This is a genomic window from Stenotrophomonas sp. 1L-E-5-B-C3, from assembly GCF_057292075.1.
Genome location: NZ_JBXAWS010000007.1, coordinates 139,961 through 159,198 on the forward strand (window position 1 = coordinate 139,961; position 19,238 = coordinate 159,198).

19 protein-coding genes are annotated in these 19,238 nt (G+C 67.1%); 14 read left to right on the forward strand and 5 right to left on the reverse strand.

Annotation, left to right across the window (positions count from 1 at the left end; genetic code table 11):
- Positions 1–83: 83 nt before the first annotated feature.
- Positions 84–1,247 (forward strand): acyl-CoA dehydrogenase family protein, encoded by a 1,164-nt coding sequence (locus tag AC0Z6F_RS11260; RefSeq protein WP_041864455.1) that lies wholly within the window; start codon positions 84–86, stop codon positions 1,245–1,247.
- Positions 1,248–1,379: 132 nt separating this feature from the next.
- On the opposite strand, the gene AC0Z6F_RS11265 is transcribed toward AC0Z6F_RS11260, so the two are convergent.
- Positions 1,380–2,255 carry a LysR substrate-binding domain-containing protein gene (locus tag AC0Z6F_RS11265; RefSeq protein ID WP_004135208.1) on the reverse strand — a complete coding sequence of 292 codons (876 nt, stop codon included), beginning with the start codon at positions 2,253–2,255 and terminating at the stop codon, positions 1,380–1,382.
- Positions 2,256–2,358: 103 nt separating this feature from the next.
- On the opposite strand from AC0Z6F_RS11265, the gene AC0Z6F_RS11270 reads away from it, so the two are divergent.
- Together AC0Z6F_RS11270 and AC0Z6F_RS11275 are read left to right on the forward strand one after the other, a co-directional pair.
- The gene (locus tag AC0Z6F_RS11270; protein WP_004135210.1) at positions 2,359–2,676 is read left to right on the forward strand and encodes a carboxymuconolactone decarboxylase family protein; all 318 of its coding nucleotides are present in this window, start codon (positions 2,359–2,361) and stop codon (positions 2,674–2,676) included.
- 11 nt (positions 2,677–2,687) lie between these two features.
- On the forward strand, positions 2,688–3,080 hold the full coding sequence (locus AC0Z6F_RS11275; RefSeq protein WP_012509718.1) for a tautomerase family protein: 393 nt from the start codon (positions 2,688–2,690) through the stop codon (positions 3,078–3,080).
- 46 nt (positions 3,081–3,126) lie between these two features.
- Here the strand turns inward: AC0Z6F_RS11275 and AC0Z6F_RS11280 are convergent, their stop codons facing one another.
- Together AC0Z6F_RS11280 and AC0Z6F_RS11285 are read right to left on the reverse strand one after the other, a co-directional pair.
- A complete protein-coding gene (locus AC0Z6F_RS11280; protein ID WP_012509719.1) occupies positions 3,127–3,606 on the reverse strand; it encodes a tRNA (cytidine(34)-2'-O)-methyltransferase in 480 nt (159 codons plus the stop codon).
- A gap of 69 nt (positions 3,607–3,675) precedes the next feature.
- On the reverse strand, positions 3,676–4,152 hold the full coding sequence (locus tag AC0Z6F_RS11285) for an XAC0231 family protein (RefSeq protein WP_004135276.1): 477 nt from the start codon (positions 4,150–4,152) through the stop codon (positions 3,676–3,678).
- Positions 4,153–4,567: 415 nt separating this feature from the next.
- Here AC0Z6F_RS11285 and AC0Z6F_RS11290 point away from each other — a divergent pair, with 415 nt between their 5' ends.
- The 4 genes from AC0Z6F_RS11290 (at position 4,568) to AC0Z6F_RS11305 (ending at position 10,066) form a co-directional block, all read left to right on the forward strand.
- The gene (locus tag AC0Z6F_RS11290) at positions 4,568–7,417 is read left to right on the forward strand and encodes a M16 family metallopeptidase (RefSeq protein WP_100435563.1); all 2,850 of its coding nucleotides are present in this window, start codon (positions 4,568–4,570) and stop codon (positions 7,415–7,417) included.
- Positions 7,418–7,621: 204 nt separating this feature from the next.
- Positions 7,622–7,939, forward strand: coding sequence for a DUF4156 domain-containing protein (locus AC0Z6F_RS11295; RefSeq protein ID WP_012509722.1), 318 nt, complete (start codon positions 7,622–7,624; stop codon positions 7,937–7,939).
- A 103-nt stretch (positions 7,940–8,042) separates the two neighbouring features.
- Positions 8,043–9,059 (forward strand): 3-oxoacyl-ACP synthase III, encoded by a 1,017-nt coding sequence (locus AC0Z6F_RS11300; protein ID WP_004135358.1) that lies wholly within the window; start codon positions 8,043–8,045, stop codon positions 9,057–9,059.
- Positions 9,060–9,175: 116 nt separating this feature from the next.
- A complete protein-coding gene (locus tag AC0Z6F_RS11305; protein WP_012509723.1) occupies positions 9,176–10,066 on the forward strand; it encodes an alpha/beta fold hydrolase in 891 nt (296 codons plus the stop codon).
- Positions 10,067–10,181: 115 nt separating this feature from the next.
- Here the strand turns inward: AC0Z6F_RS11305 and AC0Z6F_RS11310 are convergent, their stop codons facing one another.
- On the reverse strand, positions 10,182–10,607 hold the full coding sequence (locus AC0Z6F_RS11310; RefSeq protein WP_004135417.1) for a YkgJ family cysteine cluster protein: 426 nt from the start codon (positions 10,605–10,607) through the stop codon (positions 10,182–10,184).
- Positions 10,608–10,711: 104 nt separating this feature from the next.
- Between AC0Z6F_RS11310 and oleC the strand changes: the two genes are divergently transcribed.
- The 3 genes from oleC to AC0Z6F_RS11325 all read left to right on the forward strand — a co-directional run bounded on the left by oleC (position 10,712) and on the right by AC0Z6F_RS11325 (position 13,597).
- Entirely contained in the window at positions 10,712–12,370 is a 1,659-nt protein-coding gene (gene oleC / locus AC0Z6F_RS11315) for an olefin beta-lactone synthetase (RefSeq protein ID WP_485617224.1), read from the forward strand.
- Positions 12,367–13,359 (forward strand): 2-alkyl-3-oxoalkanoate reductase, encoded by a 993-nt coding sequence (gene oleD, locus AC0Z6F_RS11320; protein ID WP_485617225.1) that lies wholly within the window; start codon positions 12,367–12,369, stop codon positions 13,357–13,359. The genes oleC and oleD overlap by 4 nt, the downstream gene beginning before the upstream one ends.
- 82 nt (positions 13,360–13,441) lie before the next feature.
- A complete protein-coding gene (locus AC0Z6F_RS11325; protein WP_004153593.1) occupies positions 13,442–13,597 on the forward strand; it encodes a DUF1328 domain-containing protein in 156 nt (51 codons plus the stop codon).
- 186 nt (positions 13,598–13,783) lie between these two features.
- On the opposite strand, the gene ddlA is transcribed toward AC0Z6F_RS11325, so the two are convergent.
- Positions 13,784–14,878, reverse strand: coding sequence for a D-alanine--D-alanine ligase (gene ddlA, locus AC0Z6F_RS11330; protein WP_180889807.1), 1,095 nt, complete (start codon positions 14,876–14,878; stop codon positions 13,784–13,786).
- A 550-nt stretch (positions 14,879–15,428) separates the two neighbouring features.
- On the opposite strand from ddlA, the gene AC0Z6F_RS11335 reads away from it, so the two are divergent.
- The 4 genes from AC0Z6F_RS11335 (at position 15,429) to AC0Z6F_RS11350 (ending at position 19,169) form a co-directional block, all read left to right on the forward strand.
- Positions 15,429–16,064 carry a ubiquinone biosynthesis accessory factor UbiJ gene (locus AC0Z6F_RS11335; RefSeq protein ID WP_012509727.1) on the forward strand — a complete coding sequence of 212 codons (636 nt, stop codon included), beginning with the start codon at positions 15,429–15,431 and terminating at the stop codon, positions 16,062–16,064.
- Entirely contained in the window at positions 16,061–17,716 is a 1,656-nt protein-coding gene (gene ubiB, locus AC0Z6F_RS11340) for a ubiquinone biosynthesis regulatory protein kinase UbiB (protein ID WP_004135578.1), read from the forward strand. Before AC0Z6F_RS11335 ends, ubiB begins: the two co-directional genes overlap by 4 nt.
- A 5-nt stretch (positions 17,717–17,721) precedes the next feature.
- On the forward strand, positions 17,722–18,300 hold the full coding sequence (locus tag AC0Z6F_RS11345; RefSeq protein WP_012509729.1) for an O-methyltransferase: 579 nt from the start codon (positions 17,722–17,724) through the stop codon (positions 18,298–18,300).
- Positions 18,301–18,407: 107 nt separating this feature from the next.
- A complete protein-coding gene (locus AC0Z6F_RS11350) occupies positions 18,408–19,169 on the forward strand; it encodes a pseudouridine synthase (protein WP_012509730.1) in 762 nt (253 codons plus the stop codon).
- Positions 19,170–19,238 lie beyond the last annotated feature (69 nt).

Sequence of the window (19,238 nt, forward strand, 5' to 3'; positions counted from 1 at the left end):
CGTGTGGACCAAGGTCCACACCTGCCAGACGTGATGCTTGCGGATGACCGACAATGTCCGGGTCCCGACTGCGTGTGAGTGCCATGGCTTTGGATCCGTACGACCTGTTCGATGTCCGTTCCCTGCTCAGCGAGGAAGAGCGCGCGGTGCAGGAGAGCGTGGCCCGCTTCACCGACGAGCGCGTGCTGCCGATCATCGGCGATGCCTTCGACCAGGCGCGCTTCCCGTCGGAACTGGTGCCTGAGATCGCCTCCTTGGGTCTGCTCGGTGCGACCCTGCCCGGCGAATACGGCGGTGGCGACCTCGGCGCGGTCAGTTACGGCCTGATCTGCCAGGAGCTGGAACGCGGCGACTCAGGCCTGCGTAGTTTCGTGTCGGTGCAGAGCTCACTGTGCATGTACCCGATCTACGCCTACGGCAGTGAAGAACAGCGCCGGCAGTGGCTGCCGGCGATGGCGCGCGGTGAGCTGATCGGCTGCTTCGGCCTGACCGAGGCGCATGGCGGTTCCGATCCGGCCAGCATGAAGACCCGCGCGGTGCGCGATGGCGACGACTGGCGCATCAACGGCAGCAAGATGTGGATCACCAGCGGCCCGGTGGCCGACCTGGCCATCGTCTGGGCGCAGACCGAGGACGGCATCCAGGGCTTCGTGCTGGAAAAGGGCATGCCGGGGTTCACCACGCAGGAGATCAAGCACAAGATGAGCCTGCGTGCGTCGCTGACCGGTGCGCTGTTCTTCGACGACGTGCGCGTGCCCGACAGCCATCGCCTGCCCAACGTGAAGGGCCTGAAGGGACCGCTGGGTTGCCTGACCCAGGCGCGTTTCGGCATCAGCTGGGGGCCGATCGGTTCGGCCATTGCCTGCCTGGACGAAGCGCTGGGCTATGCCAAGGAGCGCGTGTTGTTCGGCCGCCCGCTGGCCGCCACGCAGAGCGCACAGATCAAGCTGGCCGAGATGGCACGCCGCATCACCATGGCGCAGCTGCTGGCGTTGCAGCTCGGACGCCTGAAGGAAGCCGGCCAGCTGCAGCCACAGCAGGTGAGCCTGGCCAAGTGGAACAACTGCCGCATGGCGATCGACATCGCCCGCGAATGTCGCGATCTGCTGGGCGGCGCCGGCATCACCACCGAGCATGTAGCGATCCGGCATGCGCTGAACCTGGAATCGGTGATCACCTATGAAGGCACCGAGACCGTGCACCAGCTGGTGATCGGCCGCGAGCTGACCGGCATCAACGCGTTCTGACAGCTATCCACGCATGGCGGTAGTCGCCAACCCTGGTTGGCGCTCCCGTGCCGACCAAGGTCGGCATCTGCCAGGCGATCATCGACGCGTGGCGTGGATCCACGGGCACAGGGTGCGTAGATCCACCTGTGGTCAGGCGGATCGAGCCATCCCCGGCACCGAGGTGTGCACGGCGTTTTCGATGATCGCGGCCAGCTGCTGCACGGCGGTGCCGGGGCGTGCCTGGTTCCAGCACAGCAACAGATTGATCGCCGGCAATGTCGGCAGGTCATGGCGGATCCGCAGGTGGTCCGGCATTCCGGCAGCGGTGCGTACCGTGACCCCAAGCCCGGCAGCCACCGCTGCCCAGATCGCCGCCAGGCTGCTGCTCGAGAAGCTTTCCCGCCATTCCAGACCGGCATGGTCGAGGGCGTCGCAGGCGCGTTGGCGCATCAGGCACGGGGCTTCAAGCGTGGCCAGGCACACCGGCCCGCCAGCGGGGGCCGGGTCGGCGCTGCCGATCCAGTGCAGCGGCAGGCGGCACAGATGCTGGGAATAGGGCCAGTCATGGTCATCGCCCCAGACCAGTGCCAGATCCAGCGTGTCGCGGGCCAATGCCTCCATCAAGGTCGCCGTGCGACAGACCCTCGCATCGATGCGCAGCTGCGGGTGCGCCTGTGCGAAGCGCGACAGGATGCCGGGCAGCAGCGATGCTCCGAAATCCTCGGCGAGTCCGACCCGGATGGCGCCCTGCAACGGAGCGCCGCGTACGGCCTGGATGGCTTCGTCGTTCAATTCCAGCAGTCGACGCGCATAGCTGAGCAGGGCTTCGCCCTGCGCGGTGGGCGTCAGGCCGCGGCCGGTTTTCTCCAGCAGTGGCGTGCCGATCTGCGCCTGCAATCGCTTGAGCTGGGCGCTGATGGCCGACGTGGAGAGATGCAACTGCTGTGCGGCCAGAGCGAAGCTGCCCAGCTCCACGCCGGTCACGAAGCTGCGCAGGACTTCCAGATCCAGATGTAATCGCGACATGCCGGGAATGTCCACATATATGGGATCGACACTCAATAATATTCCAATTTATTGGAATGATAGCGGCTGCTAGGGTGGCCCTTCCTCCTCTTCGGCCGGCCCCATGCAAGACACACCCACTACGCTCCGGTCCCTGTCCGGCGTGGTTCCCAAGCTGGTCGATCTGACCGAACAGGTGCTGTTTGCCGACGTCTGGCAACGACCGGGCCTGTCCCCGCGCGAACGCAGCCTGGTGACCGTCGCTGCACTGGTGGCGCTGTACCGCCCCGAACAGCTGCCGGGGCATCTGCAGCGTGCCGTTGGCAATGGACTCGACCGCGACGCTCTGGCCGAGGTCATCACCCATCTCGCGTTCTATGTGGGCTGGCCGGCGGCATTCTCGGCCGCGACCGTGCTCGCCGCGCTCGACCCTTCCCCCTGAGGAGCACCTCAATGCCGTACGCACGCATCAGCCTGCACAAGGGCCGTTCCCGTGATTGGCTGGCCGCGTTCTCGCGCAGCCTGCAGCAGTCCCTGGAAGAGGCATTCGATGTTCCGCCGCACGATTGCTTCCAGGTGTTCCATCAATGCGATCCAGGCGAACTGGTGTTCGACCCTGATTACGCGGGCGGACCGCGCAGCGAGGGATTCGTGCTGATCCACCTCACCGCCGGGCGCGTCCGCAGTGCGGCGCGCAAGCAGTCGTTCTACGCACGGCTGGTGCAGCGATTGGCAGCCAGTCCCGGCATACGCCCGGAGGACGTGATGATCGTCATCGGAACCACCAGCGAGGAGGACTGGTCGTTCTCGCAGGGGCGCGCGCAGCTGCTGGAGGCGGTGGACTGAGCGGCTTCGACGCTGCGCGCGAAGAACATCCGCGCGGGGCGTGGATCTACTGGCCGCCGGCAAACCCATGCTGCCGCCAGGCCTCGTACATCACCACTGCAACGGTGTTGGAAAGATTGAGGCTGCGGTTGTCCGGCCGCATCGGCAGGCGCAGGCGGTGGCCATCCGGCAATGCATCGAGCACGTCCTGCGGCAGGCCGCGGCTTTCCGGGCCGAACAGGAACGCATCTCCGTCGTCGAAGGCCACGCTGTCATAGCGGACGCTGGCCCGGGTACTGAGTGCGAACAATCGTTTGGGTGCGATACGCGCCAGCGCCGTGTCCAGGTCAGGATGCACCTGCAGGCGTGAGTACTCGTGGTAGTCCAGGCCGGCGCGCTTGAGCTGCTTGTCTTCCAGTGCGAAGCCGAGTGGCTCGACCAGGTGCAGCTGCGCGCCGGTGTTGGCGCAGAGCCGGATCACATTGCCCGTGTTGGGCGGGATTTCCGGTTGGAACAGGATCACATGGAACTGGGGCGCGGCATTCATCGGCGCAGTGTACCTGCGACGACCGCCGCCTTTACGGCGCACGCCCTGCACGGGGCAGGGCGGCACCGGTTACGGGCGCAGCAGGACCTGGGCGGTTTCGGTGGCCAGGGCCTGCAGGTCGGCGGCGCTCGGGCGAACCTGCATTGCCGGCAGGTTGGTGATGACCTGGTTGGCGACGCTGGTGGCAGCAGCAGCCAGGGTGGCGGCATAGCGCTGGGCTTCCTGCTCGGCGACCAGGGCGACACGCTGCTCCAGGCTCGGGCGAACTTCCACCGAGGCCAGGGTGGTGATCGGCATCGCGGCAGCAACCGGGGCGGCGACGTAGCCGTTGCGCTCGGCCAGCTGGTCGCTGCTCGGGCGAACTTCCACCGTGGCCAGGGTCGGGATGCCGCTGGCCTGTTCCCAGGCCTGCTGGGCCAGCTGGTCGGCGGCCGGGCGAACCTGCACGGTGGACAGGGTCTTGATGGATTCGGAGGCCTGCACCGACGAAACAACCGCGGTGCCGGCGATCAGGGCGATGGCGATGGCAATGGTCTTGGCGTTCATGACGGGGCCTGTTTGGTGTTGGTGAGCAGTGGTGTGGTAGTAAGGTAGTACACCGATTCTGGGCTTGCAAGGAAAATTTTCGCTTTCCTTCTTTTGTTCAGTCTTCAGTCAGCTTTCGTCTGAAGCCCTTCCTGGCGCAGGGAATACCAAGCAATCCCCGTGCCAACTTTTAATCATTGATTTGAAAGGGTTTTTGCCGGTCAGAAAGTGTCCGCTGGGCGGACACCTGTCCATTCGACGCGCTGCGGACACTGTCCGGACGATGGCTGCCGGTGCATGTGACCGCCCAGAACACGGCCGTGAGGGGCCGCGGATGGCGCACAGGGGCAAACACCCCCAGTGACTGGCGACCGATTCCTGCCGCTGCGTGCGCAGGCTAGGATCGGGGTTCACCTATGTGACCAAGGATCTGGATATGTCTCTCGCCCTTCGCCCGCGCGCTGCACTGCTGGCCGTCGCCCTCAGCACCGCCCTGGGTACGCTTGCGCCCACCTCCGCGCTTGCCGCCAAGCCGGCGGCACCGGCCAAGGTCGATATCCCGTTTGAGCAGTTCACCCTGCCCAATGGCCTGCGCGTGATCGTGCATACCGATCGCAAGGCGCCGATCGTCGCGGTCAACGTCTGGTACCACGTCGGCAGCAAGGACGAGCCGGCCGGCCGCACCGGCTTCGCGCACCTGTTCGAACATTTGATGTTCCAGAGCAGCGAAAACCACGACGGCGAGTACTTCGAGCCCTTCAAGCAGGTGGGTGCCACCGGCCAGAACGGCACCACCAACACCGACCGCACCAACTACTTCGAGAACGTGCCGACCACCGCGCTGGACATGGCGCTGTGGATGGAGTCGGACCGCATGGGCCACCTGGTCGGTGCGATCGACCAGGCCGCGCTGGACGAGCAGCGTGGCGTGGTGCAGAACGAGAAGCGCCAGGGCGAGAACCAGCCCTATGGCCAGGCCTGGGATCAGCTCAACAAGGCGCTGTACCCGGTCGGCCATCCGTACCACCACGGTGTGATCGGTTCGATGAACGATCTCAACGCCGCTTCGCTGGACGACGTGAAGACCTGGTTCCGCACCTGGTACGGCCCGAACAACGCGGTACTGGTGCTGGCCGGTGACATCGACCTGGCCACCGCCAAGGAAAAGGCCGCCAGGTACTTCGGCAGCATCCCGGCCGGCCCGAGCATGGCGCAGCCGGCGGTGAACGTGGCCAAGCGCAGCGCCGATACCCGCGAGACGATGACCGACAAGGTGCCGCAGGCGCGCATCTACCGTGCCTGGAACGTGCCGCAGGTCGGCACCACCGACATCGATCAGCTGCAGCTGTTCGCCGAAGTGCTGGGCGGTGCCAAGTCCTCGCGCCTGAGCCAGCGCCTGCAGCACCAGGACAAGCTGGTGGACAGCATCGGCTCGGGCCTGTCGGCCTCGCAGCTGGGCTCCAACTTCGTGATCGTGGCGACCGTGAAGCAGGGCCAGGACCCGGCCAAGGTCGAGAAGATCATCGACGAGGAACTGGATCGCCTGATCAAGCAGGGCCCGACCGCGGCCGAGCTGGAGCGCGCCAAGACCGGTGCCCGCGCCGGCTTCATCCGTGGCATCGAGCGCATTGGTGGCTTCGGCGGCAAGGCCGATGCGCTGGCCGAGTGCGCGGTGTTCACCGGCGACCCGGGCTGCTTCCGTACCTCGCTGGCCAACATCGACAAGGCCAGTGCCGCCGACCTCAGCCGCCTGGGCGCACAGTGGCTGGACAAGGGCAGCCACACCCTGGTGATCGCACCGGGTGAGCGCGTGGCGCTGAAGGAAGATCCCAGCCAGGCACCGAAGCCGTTCAACGTACCGGCGGTGGACCCGAAGTACAGCACCCTGCCCGAACAGGTGGACCGCAAGGCCGGTGTGCCGCAGACCCGCGAATTCCCGCAGCTGAAGTTCCCGGCGTTGCAGCGCGCCACGCTGAAGAATGGCACCCAGGTGATCCTGGCCGAACGCCATGAGATTCCGGTGGTGCAGTTCAGCTACCAGTTCCCGGGCGGCTTCAGCGCCGACCAGGGCCGCAAGCCGGGTACCGCCAACTTCACCATGAGCCTGATGACCGAAGGTGCCGGCAAGCTCGGCTCGCTGGCCTTCGCCGATGCTGCCGATGCGCTGGGCGCCAGCCTGGATGCCTCGGCCGGCCTGGACTCGATGAGCGTGGACCTGTCGGCACTGAAGGAAAACCTGGCACCGTCGCTGGCGCTGTACCGCGACCTGCTGCGTGAGCCGCGCTTCGAGCAGGGCGAGATCGACCGGGTCAAGGCGACCTGGATCGCCGGCATCCAGCAGGAGAAGGTCAACCCGGGTGCGGTGGCGATGCGCGTGCTGCCGCCGCTGCTGTACGGCAAGGGCCACCCGTATGCCATTCCGTTTACCGGCAGCGGTGACGAGGCGGCGATCAATGGCCTGACCCGCGAAGACCTGGTCGACTTCCACCAGGATTGGCTGCGCCCGCAGAACGGCACCCTGATCGTGGTCGGTGACACCACCCTGGCCGAGATCGTGCCGCTGCTGGACAAGCAGCTGGCCGACTGGAAGGCGACCGGCGAAGCGCCGCAGGTGAAGGCGGCCACGGATGTGGCGCTGCCGAAGGGCCCGCGCGTGTTCCTGATCGACCAGCCGGGTGCAGTGCAGGCCAATCTGTTCGCCGGCCAAGTGGTGCCGCCGTCCAGCGCCGCCAGCTCGACCCGCTTCGATATCGCCAACGGCGTGATCGGTGGCGACTTCACCTCGCGCCTGAACATGAACCTGCGCGAGGACAAGCACTGGTCATACGGTGCGCGCAGCAGTGCGAGCAACTCGGTGGGCCAGCGGCCGTGGATGGCCAGCGCACCGGTGCAGATCGACAAGACCGGCCCGGCGCTGGCGGAAATGCGCAAGGAAATCGCCGCGTTCGCCGATGGCAGCAAGCCGGCCACCGCCGGCGAGGTCAACCGCATCCGCAACATCCAGACCCTGAGCCTGCCTGGTGCCTACGAGACCGCCAGCGCGGTGGCCGCAAGCATCGGCTCGATCGTGCAGTTCAAGCGTCCGGATGACTACGTGCTGCGTCGCAAGGCCGAGATCGAGGCAATGACTCCGGCGCAGGTGCAGCAGGCCGCCGCCGAGATCAAGCCGCAGGCACTGACCTGGGTGGTGGTGGGTGACCTCAAGCAGACTGAAGCGGCGGTGCGTGCGCTGAATCTGGGTGAGGTGACGGTGATCGACGCCGAAGGCAACCCGGTCAAGAAATAAGGGATGCGCCTGCCCGCCTCGGCGGGCAGGCCTCCGGTGATAGCGCCGGGCCATGCCCGGCGGTTTTTTTGGCGGCCAGCAATGCCGCGCTGCGCGCTCGCCGGGCATGGCCCGGCGCTACCGGGGGATCTGACCCCACCCCCGGGCTACCCCCGATTCAGACGGTTCAGGCAGAATCCCCCCATACCCTTCCAGGATCTGCCCATGCGCGTTCTGCTGCTTTCCTCCCTGCTGCTCACCGTTACCGCCTGTACCTGGGTGCCGATCGAACCGGCGGGCAAGACGACCCGCGTGCTGCCGGCAGGCCCGGTTCCGGCCGGTTGCATCGCCAAGGGCGAGGTGGTGGTCACGGTGAAGAGCAAGGTCGGTTTCTACAACCGCAACCCGCTGCGCGTGCAGGAAGAGCTGGAAACCCTGGCCCGCAACGAGGCTCCGAGCGCCGGTGCCAATGCCGTGCAGGCCGCTGCCGCACCGGCCGATGGCAGCCAGCGCTTTGCCGCATTCCAGTGCCCGCCGCGCTGAATGCTTCACCATACGGCCAAGCCTGAATTCGTAAAGATGCGGTGAAGGCCCCGGGAGTTATAGAATAGCGCCCCCTTTTGCCTGAGCCTTGGCGCTAACCTCGATGCTCTTCAAGAATGTCTCGATCGCCGGCCTGGCACACGTTGATGCGCCGCATACGCTGACGACCAAGGAAATCAACGAGCGGCTGCAGCCGACGCTCGATCGCCTTGGTATCCGCACCGACGTGCTCGGCGATATCGCCGGCATCCATGCCCGCCGCCTGTGGGACAACGGCGTGCTGGCCTCCGACGCCGCCACCATGGCCGGCCGCAAGGCGCTGGAAGACGCAGGCATCAATGCGACGCAGGTCGGCCTGCTGGTCAACACCTCGGTCAGCCGCGACTACCTGGAGCCGTCCACCGCGTCGATCGTCTCCGGCAACCTCGGCGTCAGCGACGAGTGCATGACCTTCGACGTCGCCAATGCCTGCCTGGCCTTCATCAACGGCATGGATATCGCGGCGCGCATGATCGAGCGCGGCGATATCGACTACGCGCTGGTGGTGGACGGCGAGACCGCCAACCTGGTGTACGAGAAGACCCTGGAGCGGATGACCGCGCCGGACGTCACCGCCGACGACTTCCGCAACGAACTGGCGGCGCTGACCACCGGTTCGGGTGCCGCTGCCATGGTCATGGCGCGCTCGGAGCTGGTGCCGGACGCCCCGCGCTACAAGGGCGGCGTGACCCGCTCGGCCACCGAGTGGAACCAGCTGTGCCTGGGCAACCTGGACCGCATGGTCACCGACACCCGCCTGCTGCTGATCGAAGGCATCAAGCTGGCGCAGAAGACCTTCACTGCCGCCAAGATCGCACTCGGCTGGGCCGTGGAAGAGCTGGACCAGTTCGTGATCCACCAGGTCAGCCAGCCGCACACCGCTGCGTTCATCAAGAACTTCGGCATCGACCCGAAGAAGGTCATGACCATCTTCGGCGAGCACGGCAACATCGGCCCGGCCTCGGTGCCGATCGTGCTGAGCAAGCTCAAGCAGCTGGGCAAGCTGAAGAAGGGCGATCGCATCGCGCTTCTGGGCATCGGCTCGGGCCTGAACTGCTCGATGGCTGAAGTGGTCTGGTAAAAAAGTCACCGCTGACCTGCTGCGCGATTGCCTCGCCAATCGCTCGCGACGGACAGCGATGATCTTCCAAGTGTCCAAGGGCCGGTTCTACCGGCCCTTTCTACAGGTGCGATCCGATGTCCCAGCTTCCCGGTTACCCCGCCCACCCGCAGCGCTTCGAGGTCCGCCCCGGCCTGTCGATGAACTATCTCGACGAAGGCCCGCGCGACGGCGAGGTGGTGGTGATGGTGCACGGCAACCCGTCGTGGAGCTATTACTGGCGCACGCTGGTGGCCGGCCTGTCGGACACGTACCGCTGCATCGTGCCGGACCACATCGGCATGGGCCTGTCGGACAAGCCCGATGACAGCCGCTACGAGTACACGCTGCAGTCGCGCGTGGACGATCTCGACGCGCTGCTGAAGCACCTGGGCATCACCGGTCCGGTGACCCTGGCCGTGCATGACTGGGGCGGCATGATCGGTTTCGGCTGGGCGCTGTCGCACCACGACCAGGTGAAGCGCCTGGTGGTGCTCAACACCGCTGCGTTCCCGATGCCGGCGGCGAAGAAGATGCCGTGGCAGATCGCGCTGGGCCGCCACTGGAAGATCGGCGAGTGGATCATCCGCACATTCAACGCCTTCTCGTCCGGTGCCTCGTGGCTGGGCGTGGAGCGGAAGATGCCGGCCGACGTGCGCCGCGCGTACGTGTCGCCGTACAACAGCTACGCCAACCGCATCAGCACCATCCGCTTCATGCAGGACATTCCGCTGTCGCCGGCCGACAAGGCCTGGTCGCTGCTGGAGCGTGCCGGCAAGGCGCTGCCGTCGTTCGCCGACCGCCCGGCCTTCCTCGGCTGGGGCCTGCGCGACTTCGTGTTCGACCATCACTTCCTGAAGGGCTTCCAGGCCGCGCTGCCGCAGGCCCAGGTGCATGCCTTCGAGGACGCCGGGCATTACGTGCTGGAAGACAGGCACGAAGTGCTAGTGCCGGAAATCCGCGCGTTCCTGGACAAGAACCCGATCTGAGAGGTGTGCCGACCAACGGTCGGCACCCACCGGAAGAGGAAATGGGTAGGTGCCGACCGTTGGTCGGCACACCCGAAGGGTTCATGAGGTTGCCGGCCAGCGGCCGGCACTATCACTACGCCGCGATCGGCGCCTGCGGTGACGGGCTGTTGCCGTTGTCGTCCGGGTGGTCGTCGTCGTTGCCCGCTTCGTCGCGCCAGCGCCAGTCGGCCAGGGTCAACGGATCCAGGCCATAGGCGATGCGCGCCTTGTCGCACTGCGGGCTGGCCTTGCCGTACTCCCACGATGCATCCACTTCGCGGCACACGCTGGGCCGGTTGGGGTGGATGGTGCAGCGTGAATACACGCCGATCTGCGCATCCAGCGCCACGCAGCGCACCGGCTTGGAGTGGGTGCCGCGCATGCACAGGCGATGCGGATCGAGCACCTCGGTGAGCTGGTGGGGGACGCCGCCGGGCGTGACCTCGTCCGATTCCATCCAGTGGAAGGCCACGCGGTATTGAGTGCAGCAGGCGCCGCAGGTCATGCAGGGATGTTGCATGGGCAAGCCGCCTCGGGCGGCAGTCGGAATCAGGAACGAGGGTGCGGATTTTCCACGAAGTGGGCCGCCGCGCAAGAAATTCCGTAAGCGGCGACAATGAACGGATGAACCGACCCTGCAATATTGCGGCCCGTTTGCCTGAACTGGCGCGTGAACGGCCCGACCAGATCGCCATCCGCTGCCCGGGCCGCCGTGGTGCCGGCAACGGCATGGCCGCCTACGACGTGACCCTGGATTACCGCCAGCTGGACGCCCGCAGCGACGCCATGGCGGCTGGCCTGGCCGGCTACGGGATCGGCCGCGGGGTGCGCACGGTGGTGATGGTGCGGCCGTCGCCGGAGTTCTTCCTGTTGATGTTTGCCCTGTTCAAACTGGGCGCGGTGCCGGTGCTGGTCGACCCGGGCATCGACAAGCGCGCGCTGAAGCAGTGCCTGGACGAGGCGCAGCCGGAAGCCTTCATCGGCATTCCGCTGGCCCATGTGGCGCGGCTGGTGCTGCGCTGGGCACCGTCGGCAACCCGTCTGGTCACCGTCGGTCGGCGCCTGGGCTGGGGCGGAACCACTCTGGCCGCGCTGGAACGCGCTGGCGCCAACGGGGGGCCGATGCTGGCCGCTACCGATGGCGAGGACATGGCCGCGATCCTGTTCACCAGCGGCTCGACCGGCGTGCCCAAGGGCGTGGTTTACCGCCACCGCCACTTTGTCGGCCAGATCCAGCTGCTGGGCAGCGCCTTCGGCATGGAAGCGGGCGGCGTGGACCTGCCGACCTTCCCGCCGTTCGCGCTGTTCGACCCGGCGCTGGGCCTGACCTCGGTGATTCCGGACATGGACCCGACCCGGCCGGCGCAGGCCGACCCTGCGCGGCTGCATGACGCGATCCAGCGCTTCGGGGTGACCCAGCTGTTCGGCTCGCCGGCGCTGATGCGGGTGTTGGCCCGCCACGGCCGGCCCCTGCCAACGGTGACCCGGGTGACCTCGGCCGGTGCGCCGGTGCCGCCGGATGTGGTCGCTACCATCCGCAGCCTGCTGCCCGCCGATGCGCAGTTCTGGACCCCGTATGGCGCCACCGAATGCTTGCCGGTGGCGGTGGTGGAGGGCCGCGAGCTGGAGCGCACCCGTGCTGCTACCGAGGCCGGCGCCGGTACCTGCGTGGGCAGCGTGGTCGAGCCGAACGAGGTGCGCATCATCGCCATCGATGACGCACCGCTGCCGGACTGGTCGCAGGCGCGTGTGCTGTTCACCGGCGAGGTGGGCGAGATCACCGTGGCCGGACCGACCGCCACCGACAGCTACTTCAACCGCCCGCAGGCCACCGCGGCGGCGAAGATCAGCGAGACCTTGGCTGATGGCAGCGTGCGCGTCGTGCATCGCATGGGCGACGTCGGCTACTTCGATGCGCAGGGTCGCCTGTGGTTCTGCGGGCGCAAGACCCATCGGGTGGAAACCGCGCATGGGCCGCTGTACACCGAGCAGGTCGAGCCGGTGTTCAATACCGTGCCCGGGGTTGCGCGCACGGCGCTGGTCGGTGTTGGTCCGGCCGGTGCGCAGGTGCCGGTGCTGTGCGTGGAGCTGCAACGTGGTCAGTCAGACAGCCCGGCGCTGCAGGAAGCGCTGCGTGCGCACGCAGCAGCCCGCGCGCCAGAAGCCGGCCTGCAGCACTTCCTGGTGCATCCGGCGTTCCCCGTTGATATCCGTCACAACGCCAAGATCGGCCGCGAGAAGCTCGCCGTCTGGGCCAGCGCCGAACTGGAGAAGCGCGCATGAAGATCCTGGTCACCGGTGGTGGTGGTTTCCTTGGCCAGGCGCTGTGCCGCGGTCTGGTCGAACGTGGTCACCAGGTGCTGGCGTTCAACCGCAGCCACTACCCGGAACTGCAGGCCATGGGCGTGGGCCAGATCCGCGGCGATCTGGCCGATGCGCAGGCGGTGCTGCATGCAGTGGCCGGCGTCGATGCGGTATTCCACAACGGTGCGAAGGCCGGCGCCTGGGGCAGCTATGACAGCTACCACCAGGCCAACGTAGTCGGCACCGACAACGTCATCGCGGCCTGCCGTGCACATGACATCAGCCGCTTGGTCTACACCTCCACGCCCAGCGTGACCCACCGCGCCACCCATCCGGTGGAAGGCCTTGGTGCCGACGACGTGCCATACGGCGAGGACTTCCAGGCGCCGTATGCGGCGACCAAGGCGATCGCCGAACAGCGCGTGCTGGCCGCCAACGATGCAACGCTGGCCACGGTGGCGCTGCGCCCGCGCCTGATCTGGGGCCCGGGCGACCAGCAGCTGGTGCCCCGCCTGGCCGAACGCGCACGGCAGGGCCGCCTGCGCCTGGTCGGCGATGGCAACAACAAGGTGGATACCACTTACATCGACAACGCCGCGCTCGCGCACTTCCTCGCTTTCGAGGCATTGGCGCCGGGTGCCGCGTGTGCGGGCAAGGCCTACTTCATTTCCAACGGCGAACCGCTGCCGATGCGCGAGCTGGTCAACAAGCTGCTGGCCGCTGTGGGTGCTCCGACGGTGGACAAGGCGATCAGCTTCAAGACCGCTTATCGCATTGGTGCGGTCTGCGAACGGCTGTGGCCGCTGTTGCGCCTGCGCGGCGAGCCGCCGTTGACCCGCTTCCTGGCCGAGCAGCTGTGCACGCCGCACTGGTACAGCATGGAGCCGGCACGCCGGGACTTCGGTTACGTGCCGCAGGTCAGCATTGAAGAAGGGCTGCGCAGGCTGAAGGCTTCATCTGCCGCATAGATCGCCGTCACTGGCTGCACACCGCCAGATCGGGAGTATGGACCCACGCCATCCAACGGCCCGGACATCTGCGAGGAGCGCCATGCTGCATTACGCCGTCATCTTTTTCGTCATCGCCATCATCGCCGCCGTGCTCGGCTTCTCCGGCATCGCCGGTGCTGCCAGCAACATTGCCTGGATCCTGTTCGTTGTGTTCCTGGTACTGGCAGTGATTTCGATGTTCCGCAAGCGCGGCTAGAAGACCGCAGGGTAGTGCCGGCCGCTGGCCGGCACTGCTCTTTCCGGTGGGTGCCGACCGTTGGTCGGCACGCCATCGTCTGGTAGGTGCCCACCTTGGTCGGCACGCCATTTGTAGAGTCGAGCCCTGCTCGACTGCTCTTCATGAGTCGAACATGGCTCGACTCTACAGAGACACAGAGCGCCCCTACACGGCGCTGTGCAATCCGCGATCGGCTTCATGGCGCTCCAGCGCCAGTTCGATCAGGCGCGTGATCAGCGTGGTGTAGTCCACACCGCTGGCGCCCCACAGCTTCGGGTACATGCTGATGCGGGTGAAGCCCGGCAGGGTGTTGACCTCGTTGATGACGATGTCGCCGCCTGCGGTGAGGAACACATCCACACGCGCCATGCCCGCACACTCCAGCGCCTGGTAGGCCTGCAGCGCGATCTGCTGGATACGCGCCTGGGTTGCGGCATCGATATCCGCTGGCACCACCACCTCGGCGCCATCCTCGTTGATGTACTTGGTGTCGTAGGCGTAGAACTCGTCGTGCACCACCACCTCGCCGCACAGGCTGGCCTGCGGCTGTTCGTTGCCCAGCACCGCGCACTCGATCTCACGGCCGACCACCGCCGATTCGACCAGCACCTTGTGGTCGTAGCGCAGCGCCAATGCAAGTGCCTCGGCGAAGCCCGCCGCATCCTTGACCTTGCTCACGCCCACCGACGAACCCTGGTTGGCCGGCTTCACGAACAACGGCAGGCCGAGCTGCGCAATCACCGCATCGACATCGACCGCCGCCGCCTGATGGCGACGGATGCACAGCCATGGCGCTACCTGCAGCCCGGCGTCGCGCAGCAGGCGCTTGGTCACGTCCTTGTCCATCGCCACCGCCGAGCCCAGCACCGGCGAACCGACGAAGGGCAGGTTGGCCATGCGCAGCAGGCCCTGCAGTGCACCGTCCTCGCCCAGCGGTCCGTGCACGATCGGCAGCACCACATCGATCTGTCCCAGCGCGCTGGCCGCATCGGACGGCTGCAGCTGTGCCTGCTCAGCACCCGGGCGTACCGCCAGCGACGTGCCGGACCGATGCAGCGCGATGCGCGACGGATCATCGGCATTGATCAGGAAGGTATCCGGCTGGCTCAGATGCCACTGGCCCTGCTTGTCGATGCCGACCAGCACCGGCTCGAAGCGCTCGCGATCAAGCGCATCGAGGATGTTCTTCGCCGACTGCAGTGAAACTTCGTGCTCGGAAGACTTGCCACCGAAGATGATGCCGACCCGGGTCCGTGCCATGGTGTTGCGATGTCCTGTGCGTTGCGTGGCCGTACAGCATGAACCTTCCATTGCCGCACAGGTGAGGCACAGATGAACCGCCTGGCAGCCGGCTCGAGTAGCGGCCAACCTTGGTTGGCACCCCCGGAAATCCAGCGCCGACCAAGGTCGACATCTACCAACGCGAGATGCCATCAGCATTGGGGTCAGAGCCCGTTGCGCAGCAACGGGATCCGACCCCGGATAGTCCGACAGATCGCAGGAACCTGTCGAAGGCGGGGTGGGTCCGGTTGCGGGAGTGTCCGCGGCATGGGCCCGAGGCATGCCTCGGGCGGGTTGGGCAGGACGCCCAACCCCGGTCTTGCCGTGTGCGCAGGACAGCGCACATGAGCAAGCCGCGGCCAAGCCCCCAGGGACGGGTTTACGGCGTCCCCCGTAACCGGACCCACCCCGCCATCCCACGGAATGCACGCTGTTGCTTCGGCTGTTGCTGTTGCTGTTGCCGTTGCCTCTGCGGGTGCCGGGCGGCAGCCCGGCCCAAGCCCCCCACCCACGCAGGTAGAATGCGCACATGGCTCTCTCCCTGCTCAAGTCCCTCAAGCCGGTCGCTGGCCGCGCCCTGCAGATCGCCCTGAACCGCGCGCTGGCGCTGGATCCGGATACCCGCCATGCACTGGCCAGCCTCGACGGCCGGCACATCGACCTGACCCTGGAAGCGCCCTCGCTGGCGATGCGCATCAGCGTCGATGGCGACCAGCTGCGGGTTGGCCCGGTGGACGCACAGGAAGCCGACCTGGCCGTGCGCAGCAGCCTGGCCGGCGTGCTGGCGCAGCTGCCGCTGCTGGCCAACGCACGGCGCGGCGACAACAACGGCAAGGGTCGCGTGCGCGTGGCCGGTGATGCCGAACTGGCGCGTCGCCTGCAGCAGCTGGCCAAGGGCTTCGACCCGGACTGGCAGCAGCCCTTCGTCAGCGTGTTCGGCGAGGTGCTGGGCGTGCAGGTGGCCAACACCCTGCGCGGTGCCCTTCAGCACGCGCGCCAGGGCGCGATCGACCTGGCCCACAGCGCCGCCGAATTCATCACCGAGGAATCGCGCGACGTGGTGCCGCGCGCCGAGCTCGATGCCTTCCACGATGACGTGGACGTGTTGCGCGATGACGTCGAGCGACTGGGTGCACGCGTACAGCGCCTGCGGGGTGCCGCATGAAGGCCGTGCTGCGCGCCAGCCGCATCGGCCGGGTGATCCTGCGTTACCGCCTTGACGACCTGTTGCAGGGCACCCCCGCCGAGCGCTGGCTGCGCCTGGCCAAGCCGTTCGTGCCGCGCGCCTCGGCCGACATCGCCGCACAGTCGCGCGGTGCGCGCCTGCGCCTGGCGCTGCAGGATCTGGGCCCGATCTTCGTCAAGTTCGGCCAGATCCTGTCCACCCGCCGCGACCTGGTGCCGCCGGATGTGGCCAATGAACTGACCCTGCTGCAGGACCGGGTCAAGCCGTTCGATGGCGAGACCGCGCGCCGCATCGTCGAGGAAGCGCTGGGCCTGCCGGTCAGCGAAGCCTTCGCCAGCTTCGACACCGAACCGCTGGCCTCGGCGTCGATCGCACAGGTGCACGCGGCCACGCTGGCCGATGGCCGCCAGGTGGTGGTCAAGGTGCTGCGCCCGGGCATCGAGAAGCAGATCGACGCCGATATCGCGTTGCTCAATTCGCTGGCTGCCCTGGTCGAGCGCACCCATCCGCGCGCCGACAAGATTCGCCCGCGCGAAGTGGTGGCCGAGGTCGAGAACACCCTGGCCGCCGAACTGGACCTGCAGCGCGAAGGCGCCAATGCCAGCGTGTTGCGCCGCTTCTGGGAAAACAGCGACGACCTATACGTGCCGGAAGTGATCTGGAGCCACACCGCCGAGCGCGCCCTGACCCTGGAACGTGTATGGGGCATCCCGTCCGATGACATCGCCGCGCTGGACGAGGCCGGCATCGACCGCAAGGCGCTGGCCGCCAAGGGCGTGCGGGTGTTCTACACCCAGGTGTTCCGCGACAACTTCTTCCATGCCGATGCGCACGCCGGCAACATCTGGGTCGACACCGATCCGGCGCGCCGCGCCAACCCGCGCTTCATCGCGCTGGACTTCGGCATCATGGGCCAGCTTTCGCAGGAAGATCAGTACTACCTGGCCGAGAATTTCATGGCCATCTTCAACCGCGATTACCGCCGCATCGCCGAACTGCACGTGCAGGCGCGCTGGATGCCCGACAACGTGCGCATCGACGATCTCGAGGCCGCCGTGCGTTCGGTGTGCGAGCCGTACTTCACCCGGCCGCTGTCGCAGATCTCGCTGGCCGAAGTGCTGATGAAGCTGTTCCGCGTGGCCCAGCGTTACCAGCTGACCCTGCAGCCGCAGCTGATCCTGCTGCAGAAGACCCTGCTGAACATCGAAGGTGTCGGCCGCCAGCTTGACCCGCAGATCGACATCTGGGCGGTGGCCAAGCCGGTGCTGGCGAAGATCCTGCGCGAACGCTACAGCCCGCGCAGGGTGGTACGCGAGATCGGCAAGCGGCTGCCGGAAATCATGACCCATGCGCCGGACATGCCGCGCCTGGTACATGCCTGGCTGACCCAGCAGGTGGAAGGCCGGCATGAGCTGGCGATGCGTTCGCGCGACCTGGCCGCACTGGATGCCAGCGTGCAGCGCCTGCAGAAGCATGCGGTCGGCGCGATCACCGGTGTCGGCCTGCTGGCCATCGCCGCACTGATGTATGTGCTGCAGCCGCCAGGCTGGTACTGGGGCGACGTGCCGGCGTGGAGCTGGCTGTCCGGTGCGGTCGGCGTAGTGGCGCTGCTGCGTGCTTGGTGGAAGTAGGCCCCATGCTGCAGGCACTCAAGGACGAACTGGTCCGCTTCGGCGCGGACAACGACGCACGCGAAAGCGAGCGCGGCCGGCGCATGCTCAACATCACGCCCGACACCGGCGAATTCCTGTCGGTGCTGGTACGTTTCGGCACTGCGCGCCGGGTACTGGAAATCGGCACCTCCAATGGCTATTCCACGCTGTGGCTGGCCGAAGCGGCAGCCGCCATCGACGGCCACGTGACCACGCTGGAGTACGCCGAGGACAAGGTGGCGATGGCGCGTGACACCTTCGCGCGCAGTGGCCTGGCCGATCGCATCACGCTGGTCCATGGCGATGCCGGGCTCTGGCTGGCGCAGGCTGCCGATGCCTGCATCGACCTGCTGTTCCTCGATTCGGACCGCGGGCAGTACGCCGGCTGGTGGCCGCAGCTGCGCCGCGTGCTGCGTCCCGGTGGCCTGCTGGTGGTGGACAACGCCACTTCGCATGCAGGACAGATGGAGCCGCTGCGTGCGCTGCTGGACGCTGACGAAGACTTCAGCACCAGCCTGGTGCCGGTGGGCAATGGCGAGTTGCTGGCCGTGCGCAACGCCTGACTGCCGCGTTGGCCGCGCCTGATCCGGTAGTGCCGGCCGCTGGCCGGCAACCGCAGCAATCCGACTGCCCGGAGGCCGCCGCCCAGCGGCCGGCTCTACCCCATTCAATGCCCAGCCCCGATAATCCCGCAGTGAGCACCGAACCCGATACCCTCGCCGCGGTCGAGACCGACACCGCGCCCCTGCAGCTGCTGCACCTGGACGAGCGCCTGGCCGTGGTCAACAAGCCTGCCGGGCTGATGGTCCACGACAGCAAGCTGGCCCGCGGCGAAGACGATTTCCTGGCCGACCGCCTTCGCGAGCAGCTGGGTCGCCCGATCTTCCTCGTGCATCGCCTGGACCGGGCCACCAGTGGCTGCCTGCTGCTGGCTTTCGACCGTGACACCGCCAGCCTGCTGGGCAAGGCGCTGATGGGCGGCGAAGTGCTGAAGGACTACCTGACGGTCTGCCGTGGCTGGCCGGCCGAGTTGTCCTGGCGGGTCGACCACGACCTGGACGGTGGCCCGGGCAAGCCGGTGAAGAAGCCGGCAGTGACCGACTTCCAGCGCCTGGCCACCGGCGAGCTGTCAGTGCCGATTGGTGAGTTCACCAGTTCGCGCTATGCGTTGCTGCGCTGCCAGCCGCAGACTGGGCGTTTCCGGCAGATCCGCCGGCACCTCAAGCACCTGTCGCACCATATGATCGGCGACACCAGCCACGGTGATGGCCGGCACAACCGCATCTTCCGCATGCAGGGCGTACACCGCATGCTGCTGCACGCCGAGCGCCTGCGCTTCCCGCACCCGGACGGTGGCACGGTGGACGTGCGTGCGCCGCTGGACGGTGGGTTCCAGAAGGCGCTGGACCTGTTCGGTTGGCAGGTGGACTGAAGGTGGCGCCGGACCATGTCCGGCGGCTTCTGCGATGCAACGACCGCGCTTTGCGCTCGCCGGGCATGG